This is a genomic window from Marinomonas sp. NPDC078689 (assembly GCF_044542435.1).
Lineage (GTDB): Bacteria > Pseudomonadota > Gammaproteobacteria > Pseudomonadales > Marinomonadaceae > Marinomonas > Marinomonas arenicola.
On record NZ_JBITUJ010000005.1, the window covers coordinates 190,807 to 204,180 of the forward strand.

A 13,374-nucleotide genomic window follows, 5' to 3' on the forward strand; every position below is an offset into this window, starting at 1 on the left:
TATATAGATCTACTTTACCATGTCATGTTTCCTTGAGTCGAAAGTAAAAGAGGTTTTCTTATGTCAATCAAGCAAAGAATTGTTATCACGGGCATGGGCTTGGTATCTCCTTTAGGCTTGGGAGTGAATGCTGTTTGGGACCGTATTACCAAAGGCGAATCCGGCATTCGCCGTTTGGCTTTGGAAGGCTCTGAACCATTAGCAACCCAAATAGCAGGTCAAGTACCTAGTCACACAGAACAAGAAAATGGTCTGAATGAAGCAGACTATATGACGCCAAAAGAGCGTAAGCGCATTGATTTATTTACCTTGTTTGCTTTGGCTGCCGCCGATGAAGCGCTGACCCAAGCAAACTGGTTCCCAACGTCGGATGAAGATAAAGAAGCAACTGCGACTATTATCGGCACCGGAATCGGTGGCTTGCCGGCGTTAACGAATGCCCAAAAAATATTAGACGCACAAGGCCCAAGACGCTTGTCGCCATTCACAGTGCCCTCTTTCCTAGCCAACTTGGCGGCTGGGAATGTCTCAATCAAATACGGTTTTAAAGGCCCACTTGGTACGCCAGTGACTGCTTGTGCAGCCGGTGTGCAAGCGATTGGCGATGCGGTTCGTATGTTGCTCACGGGTGAGGCAAAAGTTGCGCTAGCAGGCGGTACCGAAGCTTGTATCGATCCATTGTCTCTCGCAGGTTTTGGTGCTTTGAAAGCCTTGTCAACTTTGAATGAAGCGCCAGAGCATGCCTCTCGCCCGTTTAGTAAGGACCGTGACGGCTTTGTTATCGGTGAAGGTTCTGGTCTATTGGTTATTGAAACGTTAGAGCACGCCTTAGAACGTGGCGCTACGCCACTTGTTGAGATTGTCGGTTACGGCACCAGCGGCGATGCTTATCATCTAACATCTGGTCCAGAAAGCGGTGAAGGCGCAGCTCGTGCGGTGAAACAAGCACTGAAAATGGCAGACCTTGACCCTAGTAAAATTGGTTATGTTAATGCACACGCGACTTCAACCCCTGTGGGTGATCGTGGTGAAATTAATGCGCTACGCAGTATTTTTGGCGAAGGGGTTAAAGACGTGGCCATTTCATCGACTAAATCGGCAACAGGCCATTTGTTAGGCGCGGCTGGCGGTATTGAAAGTATCTTTAGCGCACAAGCGATTCTAACCTCAACGCTACCGCCAACCTTGAACTTACATGAACCAGATGAAGGCATGGAAGATTTAGATCTTGTGCCATTAGTCGCGCGTAAGAAAGACGTGGAATATGTGCTTTCAAACGGTTTTGGTTTTGGTGGTGTCAACGCGGCCTTGATCTTAAAGCGTTATACTGCATGAATAAATAAGTAAGTGTGTACTCACTTATTTTGTTTAAATAGTTAATCTAAGGCGACTCAGTGAGTCGCCTTTTTTATGCTTCTGTTTTGAGTATTTCTAAGTAATCACTACAAACTAAAGAAGGATAACGCTCGCCTTCTCTTAAGCGGTATAAGAGAATACTTAGCACAAACGAATATAGAGTAGAGGAATGAGTTGCCATGAGCGCAAAAAATTACTCACTGGGTCAAGTTGGTGATTATGAGATTAAGCAATTAAAAGTGTTTAAAAGCGTGGTGGATTGCGGTGGTTTTTCGGCGGCAGAAACGGCGTTAAACATCGGGCGTTCAACCATCAGTTTGCATATTTCAAACTTAGAATCTCGCTTAAACTTGGTGCTTTGTAAGCGTGGTCGTGGTGGCTTTTCTCTTACCGAAGAAGGCGTTGTCATTTATCAAATGACAGAAAATCTACTGGATTCTTTGGACGCCTTTCGAACCACGGTAAACAATCTAAATGCCAGCCTTACTGGTAAGTTAAGAATCGCCTTGTCTGATAAGGTGAGCTTAGACCCACGCAGTCATTTTCCTGAGCTGATTCAACGTTTTTCTAACGAGGCTCCAGAAGTTTCTATCACCACGAATGTCGCGTCTATGTCGAATATTGAGCGTATGATATTGAACGATGAGGCGGACATAGGTTTTATACCTTACCACCGTAAACTAGAAGGTTTGGAGTATATCCACCTCTATAGCGATGTGTGTTATTTGTATTGTGGCAGCGAGCACCTGTTGGCAGGCATGTCGGAACAAGAGCAAGACAGCACCGCTGACCTCTATCCAGCGACTCATGCTGGTTTGAAACCCCATGAAGCGATCAGCAATCAAATCGCAAGAATGAACATGACCGCGGTGTCTTATTTTTACGACAGTCGTTTGGCGCTGATCTTATCTGGTAAATACATTGGATTTTTGCCTGAGTTGTACGGCCAACCTTATGTTGAGCAAGGCAAAATAGTGAAAGTGGCAGAAAAGCATCGCTCTTATACCTTAGGAGTGGCGGTGATTTGTAAGAAGTCTTCTCAACCTAATAAGCCGCAAGAACTGTTTCTTAACCTTCTCACACAAACCTTTCAAGAGCTGAGCGCTGCGCCTTATTAGCTAAGACGCAACACGGTTTCTTATTAAGCCGCTGCTATTTGTAGAAGCGGCTTAGCTCGTCCATTGCTTCTGCCATATGTTCATAGTTCAACGTGGGCTTTTCAATTTTATTCATATGCATGTCGTACACTTGCAGCTTACTGTTGTAGTCCGACAGAATAATTTGCTCGTTATCTATGATGGCGAAATTATGATAACTGCTGACTAAGCGCCACGGCTTGGGCTGCACGTCGATTAAGTCATTGCCCATTGAATAATCTTTCTCGTCATTGGTTACTCCCAGAGCGTGTTTAAGGAGTGTGGGCGCTAATTCAAAATGCGTCGTTGTTTTTTCGACGGTTTTGGCTGGTTTGTTTGGCCAATACATAATGAAAGGAACATGGGTTTGTGCCGCCGTAAAGTTACTAGAATGCCCCCAGAAATTGTGTTTATTGTCGTTAAATTCTTGGCCATGATCGCCAGTGAAAACCACAATGGTATTGTCTAATAGACCGCGCTTTTTAAGGTCGTCCATCACCTTGCCAACTAACATATCATCCTGGTAAACGGCGTTACGGTAGCGGTTGTGGTACGGCGTAGGATCGGTGTTATTGGTGAGTGTCAGGTAGTCCATGTCTTCGTCTGGTTGGAAAGGCATCGGCTGACTTTTATCGACTGAATAGCCATGAGGCGCATCGTAGAAGATAAAGCTGAAGAATGGCGTGTTGGGTTTATTCGTTTGATGCTGCTGCATCCACGCTAGGTAATCTTGGGTTGTTTTCGTGTCTCGAGAAATTGGCGAATTCCCTTCTGAATACAATCGCAAGTTATCTACGTTACGAAACACCGTCTCGTTGAAAGCCGGGCTGGTTAAGCCTGCACTGCCAAAAATACCAAATTCATAACCTTGCTGTTTCATGACTTCCATAAGAGCTGGTGCTTTTTTGTTGCCTAACATGGCATTCCAATACTTGCCTGGTAGTCCATAGAAAAGCGAGAAAATCCCAGTCTGAGTCGCATTCCCACCACTGAAATGATGTTCGTACACGGTAGATTGTTGCGCCATTGCCCACATATTTGGGGTGTTGCGCGCATTCATGTCATCACTGCGCCAACAATCTAAAGCGACGATAAGAATGTTCATCGGCTGTGTCGGCGGAATAATGGTTAAGGGCTTTAGCGGGTAGTTAATCGTAGATTGATTGCTTTTTATCTTAATAGCCGCATTGGCTTTTTGAGCTTCGCGGTCAATCCAGCCGTGTTGGCTCATAAAGCCATTGGCTGTGGCAGGGTAAAAAATAGGCAGCCCAGCGTCGTATCGAGTGACACCTTGTTGGTTTTGAGCGGCGGCCCAAATATGAATAAAGTTAGCGATCAAATACATAAAGATAATGCCCGCCATGGTTCTTTTGGCTGGCACAGGCTTGCTGTTATAGCGCCACAGGGTGCGATTGATCCAAAACATCACAATTAAAATAATCGCAATGGCGGCCACCGCAATACTTTGCATCATCACGGAGAAGGTAAAAATATCGTTTTTGCCGTTATTGACAACCAGTGCCCAAACGAATGAATTCAAATGGTAATGATATTGCTGGAAAACAAAGGTATCGAGCAAGACTAAAACCACAATGGAAATGGCAGCCAGTGTAATTAAGGCTCGCGCAAGCCATTGATTGGGAATGATTAAGCTAATGGGCAGTGCGATGAATAACCAAGCGAGAATGGCAAGAAAGCCGAAATGCCCAAGATAAGCAGAAATAAAATAACTGTATCCTAAGAAGTCACTTGGTAAGGGGACATTGGTGTAATAACGCGTTCCAATAGCATAAATAATCAGCAGCACCACGCTGCTCATTTTTAGACTCCAGCGTAATGTCTTTTTAGGTTGGTAATTGATAACTGTCATATAAAGATCATTCTTAGGTAAATTTTCGCAAAATCATAACATAGATAAAAGACTTAAACTTCTGAATAAGTGTGCATCTAGAAAGGCTGTCGCCGCGGTTTTTATGTGAAGAAGAAAAGGGATTTAGGCTCAGATTAAGCGTTTTATAGAAGACGTTGACAACATTTAGCCGCAGGATGTGTTTGTGTGTGATTGGTCTTTTAAGCTAAAAAAAACCGCAGTGCTATGGGGCACTGCGGTGAAAGGGAGGTAATCATATTGCTTGAAATACAGGTTGTTAAGGTACCCGTGATTAGGCTTGAGTAAGCTCTGTGAAACAACGTTTAAAGATGGCCATGCCTTCATCGATAATGTCAGTTTCAATGGTCAATGCTGGTAAAAAGCGGATAACGTTGCCGCGAATACCACAAGACAAAAGTACTAAGCCATTTTCAGCGGCTTTTGCAGACAATTTCTTAGCCAGCTCTGGGTAAGGTTTGTTGACGTCACCCTCGTGTACGAACTCGACCGCGATCATGGCACCAGCATTACGGACTTCGCCAATAATGTGTGGGTATTCAGCTTGAAGGCCTTTTAGGTGCTCGACAAAGTGGGCACCGACTTGTGTTGCACGGGCACACAACTGTTCTTCTTCGATCACATCAAACACCGCAAGACCTGCAGCACAACCGACAGGAGAACCGCCGTATGTTCCGCCTAAACCTCCTGGAATTGGCGCATCCATTATGTCTGCTTTACCGACTACAGCAGCAATAGGGAAACCGCCGGCGATGCCTTTGGCTGCGGTCATCAGATCCGCTTCAATGCCAGCTTGTTCGTGGCAGAACATGGTGCCAGTACGGGCAAAACCTGATTGAATTTCATCCATAATCAATAGAATGCCATGCTCGTCACACAGTTTACGAAGCGTTTGCAAGAAGTTGGCCGACGCTTGGTAGAAACCACCCTCGCCTTGTACTGGCTCAATGATGATAGCCGCAACGCGAGACGGCTCAATGTCACAAGTGAAGCGCATTTGGAGGTCAGCAAGTGCTTGCTCTTCAGTAATGCCAAGGTAATCGTTTGGATAAGGAATATGGTAAATATCACTTGGGAAAGGACCAAAGCCAATTTTGTATGGATTGACTTTGCCCGTTAGCCCCATGGTCATATTAGTACGTCCGTGGAAACCACCGTTAAAGGCAATAACACCTGGGCGACCCGTGTAAGCGCGGGCGATTTTCACACAGTTTTCAACCGCTTCAGCACCGGTAGTGACAAAGATGGACTTTTTCGGAGTATTACCTGGTGCCGCCGCATTTAGCTTTTCCGCCAAAGCGACAGCAGATTCATATGGGCTGACCATCACGCAAGTGTGAGTGAAGCGCTCAAGCTGAGCCTGTACGGCCGCTTTGACTTTTGGGTGGTTATGGCCTGTGTTGACGACAGCAATACCGGCGCCGAAATCAATGTGGCGTTTGCCTTCAACATCCCAGATTTCTGAGTTTAGAGCGCGGTCAACATAAACAGGAGCCATGTTGCCTTGGCCACGAGCGATCGCACTTTCTTTACGTTTTTGTAGGTCAGCGTTGTTCATTTTGTTTTTCACCTTTTAGAGCATGCTCAATGTTGGAACGCGGCGCGTCACACGCCGCGGTTACTTATTAAATAGGGTAAAACAGTCTTACTAAGTGAATGACTTAGCTTAAACCGCCCATACACATGTATTTGATTTCTACGTATTCATCGATGCCATACGAAGAACCTTCACGGCCACTTCCTGACTCTTTTACACCACCGAAAGGGGCGACTTCGCTAGAAATAATGCCTTCGTTGATGCCTACCATGCCGTACTCTAAGGCTTCAGAAACACGCCAAATACGAGCAATATTTTGGGAATAGAAATAAGATGCCAAACCAAATGGGGTATTGTTAGCCATAGCAACCGCTTCTTCTTCCGTTTTAAATTTGAACAAGGGCGCGACTGGACCGAAGATTTCATTGGAGAAAATCTCCATGTCGTCGGTGACGCCTGTCAAAATAGTCGGTTCAAAGAAACGCTCGCCAGCGTGTGATTTTTTGCCGCCAATGATGGCTTTAGCGCCTTGTTTGATCGCGCCGCTCACTAGTTGCTCAACTTTGTCTACCGCGGCATTATTAATCAGTGGGCCAATGGTCACGCCGTCTAAGAAGCCATCACCGGTACTAAATTCGGCCACACGTTTTGCAAGTTTTTCCGCAAAGGCATCGTACACACCTTCTTGAATCAACAAACGGTTCGCACAAACACAGGTCTGTCCTGCATTGCGATATTTAGAGGCAATAGCGCCTTCCACTGCCGCGTCTAGATCAGCATCATCAAAGACGATGAAAGGTGCGTTGCCGCCTAACTCCATCGAGGTACGTTTTACGGTTTGCGCACATTGAGAAAGCAATAGCTTGCCCACAGGTGTGGAACCCGTGAAAGACAATTTACGAACCGTAGGATGGCCTGTTAACACACCGCCAATGGCTTTAGCATCACGCCCAACAACGACGTTTAATACGCCAGCAGGAATGCCTGCCTGATGCGCTAATTCAGCGAGTGCAAGAGCGCACAATGGCGTTTCATCAGACGGTTTGATCACAATCGCACAACCGGCCGCCAACGCAGGCCCTGCTTTACGAGTGATCATGGCAATGGGAAAGTTCCAAGGCGTGATAGCCGCAACAACACCAATTGGCTGTTTGATGGTTAACACGCGTTTGTCTTTTGCAAAGGTTGGTATGGTGTCGCCATTTAGACGGCGAGCTTCGTCTGCGAACCAGTCAATAAAAGACGCACCGTAAAGTACTTCGCCTTTCGCTTCTGCAAGCGGTTTACCTTGTTCTAAAGTCATGAGAGCCGCAAGGTCATCTTGGTTTTCTAAGATCAGCTGATTCCAGCGACGCATTAATGTCGCTCGCTCTTTAGCAGTACGAGATTGCCACTCTTTTTGAGCAATGGCAGCGGCTTCAACCGCTTGCGTTGTCTCTTGCGCACCTAAATCTTGCACATCGATTAGGTGTTCGCCATTCGATGGGTTGATAATCGCAAAGGTTTTTCCTGATGCGGAAGATACCCATTCACCACCAATATAAGAGTGGCTTTTAAGGAGGGCTGGCTGTGTTAACTGTACTGACATAAATAACTCCAAACTCACTTGGGAGAATCGTTGTAAAGTGCCGTTAAGGTAGAAATAACCGCGTTCTTCGATAGTAGATAAAGCATTGGGATAGAAAAATGAAAAGCTATCAATGCAATGTTTGAAGTTTCTCAAACATTCGCGCGAAAGCACAATTTGCTGCTGCCATCTTCTTTGTTCTTGATGGCTTTTTACTAAAAGGTAGCCCTTTTCTTTCAGTCTATCCCTGAATGAGATAAAGGCACGTAAAAGGTGAAGAATACGCTAAGGCCAGAAAAACTTTAGCCCTTCTTTGCACGAACTTTTGCGTATAATAGAGGCGATTGTGTGTGTTTAACGTGCTGCACAGAGATTTTAAAGAGGAAAGAATATTGGCTCAGAATCGAGCGGTTGTCCGTCAAAGCTTACCGGATGTTATTGTTGCAGATCTTCGACAGCGTATTTTATCAGGTGACCTTGCTGAGGGAGAACTGATTCGCCAAGAAGTGCTTGCTGAAGAATACGATGTATCGCGAATGCCTGTTCGTGAGGCGCTGCGCCGCTTGGACGCAGAAGGTCTAGTGGTGTTTATTAACAACCGTGGCGCCACAGTAACGACACATACATTGGATGAAATTCGTGAGATCTTTGATGTTCGAACGCTACTCGAAGTGGACCTTTTTAAGCGCGCTATCCCGCTAATGCAAGACGTACATTTTGCCGAATGCGAAGCCATCCTAGAAGAAATGGAAACCTCGTATCGAGACTGTCATGTGGCAGACTGGGGCCCGCTCAATGCTCGATACCACGCAGCATTGTATGAAGCGGCAGGCCGAGAATTAACCACCAATTTATTAGCACGGGTGAGCTTGCAGGCGAATCGCTACGTCAGTATGCACATCGATCAGTTGAAAAAATCAGACAGTGCCCAACAAGATCACCGAGCGTTATTGACGTTTGCGCGCCAGAGAGACATCGACTCTGCTGCGGAAAAACTGCGTTCTCATATAGAAGATACTAAGCGCCAGGTATTGGAGTTAATCGCCGAAACCCGCGCTTAGTCTTCTGTTTTATAAGAGATTATTTACGTAACGCCAATAGGTCGTTGTACAGAGTTTGAGGGATTTCTACGGCGTCACGAGCAAGGTTACGCTCACGAGCTTGATAACGACGCTGGGAAGGCAAGCGAGCACCTTGATCAATAATATCCGCAAATAAGCGCTCTGCTCTATCGTTGTTAGCGGCCGCCTTGCCACCGCTCAATAGGTTAGGATCAAAGGCAATAATAATTTCCCCATGGTAAGGCGCTTCAGGCTGTCCGTTGGCGGCTTCCATACTCTCTTTACTGGTTAAATCATCAATTAAAGGGCCGGCGAGCAACTCGATCATAATCGACAGTGCAGAGCCTTTATAATCTCCAAATGTCAGCATAGCGCCCCCCATAGCGGCTTCGGCATCGGTCGTTGGCTGACCTTCTTTATCAATGGCTACGCCCTCTGGGAGTGGTTTGCCGGCGCGGCGATAAAGCTCTATTTCACCCCGAGCGAATTGGCTAGTGGCAAAGTCAAACGTGAACGGATGTTGCCCTTGGCGTGGCCAGCTAAAGGCCAAAGGGTTGGTACCAAGCGTGCCTCGTGAACCGCCCGCTGGCGCAACCCAAGCGTGGCTCGGCACCATGGCTAAGCCTGCCAAACCCGCGGCAGAGAGCTTCTCAACCTCTGGCCACAACGCAGAAAAATGGAAACAGCGGTTAATGGCCAACGCGGCAATGCCATTCTTTTTGGTCTTCTCAATTAATAAAGGTAAGGCGGCATCCATTGCCAATAATGAGATGCCTCCGTTGGCGTCGGCTTTCACAACAGAAGGCGCCGCATCCACAATAGTGGGCTTGGCTGAGCCGTTAATACGACCAAATTTCATACTTTGCGTGCACATGAGAAGGCGGAACAAACCATGAGAATGGCAGTCGTCTTGCTGACAGGCCAGAATCACATCCGTGATGGACTTGGCGTGATCTTCGCTGAATCCGTTGTCCATTAGAATACTTTCGCTGAGCTCGCGCGCTTGCGCCAAACTCAGGATGATATTGTCACTCATGTTTTTTCCTTCTATTGTGGATTGTCCCGTTGAATCGACATTATAGAGAAGCTTAAAACCATGTTTTAAAGCGTTCTACTGAATAGGGCGCCATGGCAATACTGGGTGCCTCCCCTGAGAGTAATGTCGCCACCAGTTCGGCGGTGCCTGCGGATTGAGTTAGCCCTAAATGACCGTGTCCAAACGCATACACAACGCGCTTAGAATTACTTGAATAATCGATGACTGGCAAGCTGTCAGGCATCGAGGGACGAAACCCCATCCATTGCTTACCTGCGCTAATGTCTAATGTGGGCAGGAACGCCGCGGCTTTCTTGAGTAGTACATCGGCGCGCTGAAAGTTCGGTTTTAACTGTAGCCCCGCGAGTTCTACAGCACCTCCAACGCGAATTCCCTTGCCTATTCTTGTGACCACAAAGCCATGATTACTAAAGGTAAGATGGGTTTTTAGGTCAAATTCACTGCTTGAAAAGGTTGTGTTGTACCCTCGTTCTGTATCAAGCGGTAAATTGTCCCCTATTGATTGCGCTAATGTTTTTGACCAAGCACCGGTTGCGACCACAAGCTGATGACATTGATAGTCGGCCGTGTCGCCCTTTAGCAGCACATGATCCTCTTTGATCTCTATAGCGCGCACTGTGGAAACGGCTATTTTACCGCCCTTTTTATTGAACGCTGTCGCAAGGTGTTGAGTCCATAAGGCTGGGTCCACCACATTCTTCCATTCAGGCGTGAAGCCTGCGTGAGTAAATCTAGGGTGAATGCCGGGTTGGATTTTTGCGATGGCTTCAGGGCTGTCTAAAAGCTCGAAGGCGACCCCATGTTCTTTGCGGGTTTGCCAGCTTGCAAGACTGGCGTTGAACTCGGCTTCACCTTCATACAGTTGCAGTTGGCCTTCATGGCGAATCAGCGCGTTGCCATGAGTCGCTTGTATCTGACGCTCAAGAGCGGCTTTTGACAATGTCATTAAGCTGGCTTGAGCGGTCAATGCTGAGTGGTATTTCGTTGCGGAACTGGCGCGCCAAAAACGCCACATCCATGGTAGGATTTTCAGTGCATAAGCAGGACGCAGAGACAGAGGCCCCAATGGGTCCAGTAGCCATTTTGGTGCCTTGCGCATAATACCAGGCGTTGCCAAAGGAATGACATCAGCAAAGGCAAAGGCGCCAGCATTTCCTGCGGAGGTTTCCGCTGCCACGCCGCTACGATCAAGTACCAGCACTTGCCGACCTTCTGATTGCAGTTTTAACGCAATACTGATGCCGATAATACCGGCACCGATCACGATAACATCTTGAACATGTGAATGGCTCAAGAGCACTCCTTAATAATGATGAGCTACTCAGCGAATCTCACCCCATGACGCAATGGGTCATTAGGGTTGCTGACGAGGGTCGCTTCGCGAGTGATAAACGCCTGTCCCGTAATAGAAGGAATCACGGCTCCCGCAGGCGCATTGGGACCATGAGAGTGTTGATAGCTTAAGGTGTAACCACTGCCGATAATGCTCTCCTGATAAATCTCCTCACCCGCTTGCAGCAAACCATCCGCCGCCAAACAGGCCAAACGCGCCGAACTGCCAGTACCGCAAGGTGAGCGGTCGTAGGCATTGTCGGGGCATAGGACGAAATTGCGAGAGTGGTGTGTCGCTGTTTGCGCCGGACCGTAGAAAATAATGTGATCGATCACTCCAGCATGCGCACCTTCTATTCCAGCCCCATAAATGGCGTCTCGGACACGAATGCCTGCTTCTGTTAACTCCCTGATATTACTGGGAATAACAGGGATTGGGCTGTCATTGATGATAAAAAACCAGTTGCCACCGTAGGCAATATCACCTGTTACCTTTCCAAGGTTAGTTACATCAACTGTTACTGCTTTCTGGGCACGATAGCTGTCGATATTCTTTACCGTGACGGTGTTTTTATCACTTAACGTCACGTTAACAATACCAACGGGGGTTTCAATTTTGTGGGAGCCGATACCGATTTTACCCATGTGCGCTAGGGTCGCGGCTACGCCAATGGTGCCGTGTCCACACATGCCAATGACCGCAGCAGCATCAAAGAAAATGACGCCCGCTACGCAATCTGGGTCAGTCGGTTCAACTAACAGAGCACCGACCATCGCCTCTTGACCATAAGGCTCGGTGACCACGGAGCGGTAGAAGTCGGTGAAGTCGTTTGCCAGTCGTGCAGCACGTTCAGACAAGGGGCCAGAACCAAGGTCTGGGCCGCCTTCTAAAATGACTCGGGTAGGTTCACCTTCTGTATGACTATCGATTACCAACATTCTGTAATGACTCCACCTTGTTTAAACCAATCCGCAAACCAGGCTTTAAACAAAGCATACTGCTGTTCACAATAAGTCCGTTGGGCGGCGTTTAGTTCATCTGTTTCGTTAAAATGTAAGTGATACTCTTGTTCTCCATTTAATACCAAGAGGTATTTGAAGAACAACACCAATTCAGGGCCTTCATCAAAACTGGCTAATACAGACATGCCTTCTTCTAATTCTTGAGCGCGTATTCGAGCTTCTGCGTTGCCAGCAGCGGCGCGTTTGGACAACTCAGCCAGCAACAGCACTTCTTTGGGCAAAGCGGTTCCTATTCCGGTAATGGCACCAACCGCACCGCATTTCACAAAACCATGATAAACAGCGGTATCGACTCCCACCATTAATAAAACGTCATCGTCTTTAGAGGTGATATTTTCGGCTGCATAACGCATGGCTTCTTTGCTGCCAAACTCTTTAAAGCCGATCAGATTCGTGTGTTCAGAGCGCAGCTCAAAAAATAGGTCAGCGCGAGTTTCAAAGCCATACACAGGGCTGTTGTAAATGATCGCCGGAATAGAAGGTGCGGCGCTCAGAATGGCTTTAAAATGATGTTTTTGTGCGCTGATGACGGAACCGCGAGACAGCACACGAGGAATGACCATTAACCCGGCGGCGCCTACTTTTTCGGCATGAGTGGCCAGCGCCACAGCAGATTTTGTATTAATGGCCCCCGTCCCAACAACAACCGGAATACCTGCATTCACCAAGCGTTCAACGCCTTCCATGCGCTCAGCGTCTGTTAGCAAGGGCCAATCACCCATAGAGCCGCAATACACCACGGCAGACATCCCTGCCGCGATCATCTCTTTGCCCTTCTTCACCAAGTTGTCGAAGTCTGGTGTGCGATCGGCTTTACATGGTGTCATGAGTGCAGGCATTACGCCGTTAAAAACAGATTTGTTCATTGTCCACGCCTCTTGTTGTTGGTTTGTGTTTCTTGTTATCTCACAATTGGATATTGGATACAAAATATATTTTGAGTAAAAAACAGTCAACGCTATAAAGTTATAATGAATGAAAAGTTTTATAGCCGAATAGAGACAGATTGAATTAGGAGAGAAGGTATTGTCTTATTTAGAGCAGTTTATGCAGCAGTGGAAAATGTATTTAAAACAACATCTTTCCCACTGTGGGCTGAGCTATGTAGAAACAGGTAGTGGCGATAAATTTGATATTAAAGCGAATTCGTTGGCCTATTTTCGCAGCTTGCGGACGGCCTCTACATCCATCGTTGGCATGGATGATTCAAGGGATGAGTTGGCCTGGGCCATGTTAGTAAAGCAGTTATCAGCGCTGGCGAATAAAGCCGAAATAGGCACTTCTAATCTCGTTGCTAAGCTGCATATTGAAGAAACTCAAATCCAGATAACGCTCAATTTTAGCTACGATAACGAGCAACATATTGTTTATGTGAGCTAGTGGCTGAATCAGAGTTGAGGCTGGCGATAAGGCGAGA

Annotated in this window: 11 protein-coding genes; 4 read left to right on the forward strand and 7 right to left on the reverse strand. The window is 47.0% G+C overall.

All coding sequences use genetic code 11. From position 1 onward, the window contains the following. The first annotated feature begins 60 nt into the window (after positions 1-60). Together fabF and ACIGBN_RS10700 are read left to right on the forward strand one after the other, a co-directional pair. The gene (gene fabF / locus ACIGBN_RS10695; RefSeq protein ID WP_133002277.1) at positions 61-1,335 is read left to right on the forward strand and encodes a beta-ketoacyl-ACP synthase II; all 1,275 of its coding nucleotides are present in this window, start codon (positions 61-63) and stop codon (positions 1,333-1,335) included. Between the two features lie 200 nt (positions 1,336-1,535). Then, positions 1,536-2,474: a LysR family transcriptional regulator gene (locus tag ACIGBN_RS10700; RefSeq protein WP_133002280.1), complete on the forward strand. Its 939-nt coding sequence runs from the start codon at positions 1,536-1,538 to the stop codon at positions 2,472-2,474. A 34-nt stretch (positions 2,475-2,508) separates the two neighbouring features. Here ACIGBN_RS10700 and ACIGBN_RS10705 read toward each other — a convergent pair whose 3' ends face one another. The 3 genes from ACIGBN_RS10705 to ACIGBN_RS10715 form a co-directional block, all read right to left on the reverse strand. Beyond that, positions 2,509-4,362, reverse strand: a complete 1,854-nt coding sequence (locus tag ACIGBN_RS10705) for a DUF3413 domain-containing protein (RefSeq protein WP_396665331.1) — start codon at positions 4,360-4,362, stop codon at positions 2,509-2,511. Positions 4,363-4,654: 292 nt separating this feature from the next. Further along, entirely contained in the window at positions 4,655-5,938 is a 1,284-nt protein-coding gene (gene gabT / locus ACIGBN_RS10710; protein WP_396665333.1) for a 4-aminobutyrate--2-oxoglutarate transaminase, read from the reverse strand. A 103-nt stretch (positions 5,939-6,041) separates the two neighbouring features. After that, positions 6,042-7,505: an NAD-dependent succinate-semialdehyde dehydrogenase gene (locus ACIGBN_RS10715; protein WP_396665335.1), complete on the reverse strand. Its 1,464-nt coding sequence runs from the start codon at positions 7,503-7,505 to the stop codon at positions 6,042-6,044. 371 nt (positions 7,506-7,876) lie between these two features. On the opposite strand from ACIGBN_RS10715, the gene ACIGBN_RS10720 reads away from it, so the two are divergent. Next, on the forward strand, positions 7,877-8,545 hold the full coding sequence (locus ACIGBN_RS10720) for a GntR family transcriptional regulator (RefSeq protein ID WP_396665337.1): 669 nt from the start codon (positions 7,877-7,879) through the stop codon (positions 8,543-8,545). A 19-nt stretch (positions 8,546-8,564) separates the two neighbouring features. Here ACIGBN_RS10720 and ACIGBN_RS10725 read toward each other — a convergent pair whose 3' ends face one another. The 4 genes from ACIGBN_RS10725 to ACIGBN_RS10740 are packed head-to-tail and all read right to left on the reverse strand — an operon-like array spanning position 8,565 to position 12,823. Next, positions 8,565-9,581 (reverse strand): Ldh family oxidoreductase, encoded by a 1,017-nt coding sequence (locus ACIGBN_RS10725; RefSeq protein ID WP_396665339.1) that lies wholly within the window; start codon positions 9,579-9,581, stop codon positions 8,565-8,567. A 52-nt stretch (positions 9,582-9,633) separates the two neighbouring features. Beyond that, positions 9,634-10,896 carry an NAD(P)/FAD-dependent oxidoreductase gene (locus ACIGBN_RS10730; RefSeq protein ID WP_396665341.1) on the reverse strand — a complete coding sequence of 421 codons (1,263 nt, stop codon included), beginning with the start codon at positions 10,894-10,896 and terminating at the stop codon, positions 9,634-9,636. A 23-nt stretch (positions 10,897-10,919) separates the two neighbouring features. Continuing rightward, the gene (locus ACIGBN_RS10735; protein WP_396665343.1) at positions 10,920-11,873 is read right to left on the reverse strand and encodes a proline racemase family protein; all 954 of its coding nucleotides are present in this window, start codon (positions 11,871-11,873) and stop codon (positions 10,920-10,922) included. Then, complete coding sequence (locus tag ACIGBN_RS10740) at positions 11,864-12,823, reverse strand: dihydrodipicolinate synthase family protein (RefSeq protein ID WP_396665345.1); 960 nt, start codon at positions 12,821-12,823, stop codon at positions 11,864-11,866. The genes ACIGBN_RS10735 and ACIGBN_RS10740 overlap by 10 nt, the downstream gene beginning before the upstream one ends. A gap of 160 nt (positions 12,824-12,983) precedes the next feature. Here ACIGBN_RS10740 and ACIGBN_RS10745 point away from each other — a divergent pair, with 160 nt between their 5' ends. Then, entirely contained in the window at positions 12,984-13,337 is a 354-nt protein-coding gene (locus ACIGBN_RS10745) for a hypothetical protein (protein WP_243711941.1), read from the forward strand. Positions 13,338-13,374 lie beyond the last annotated feature (37 nt).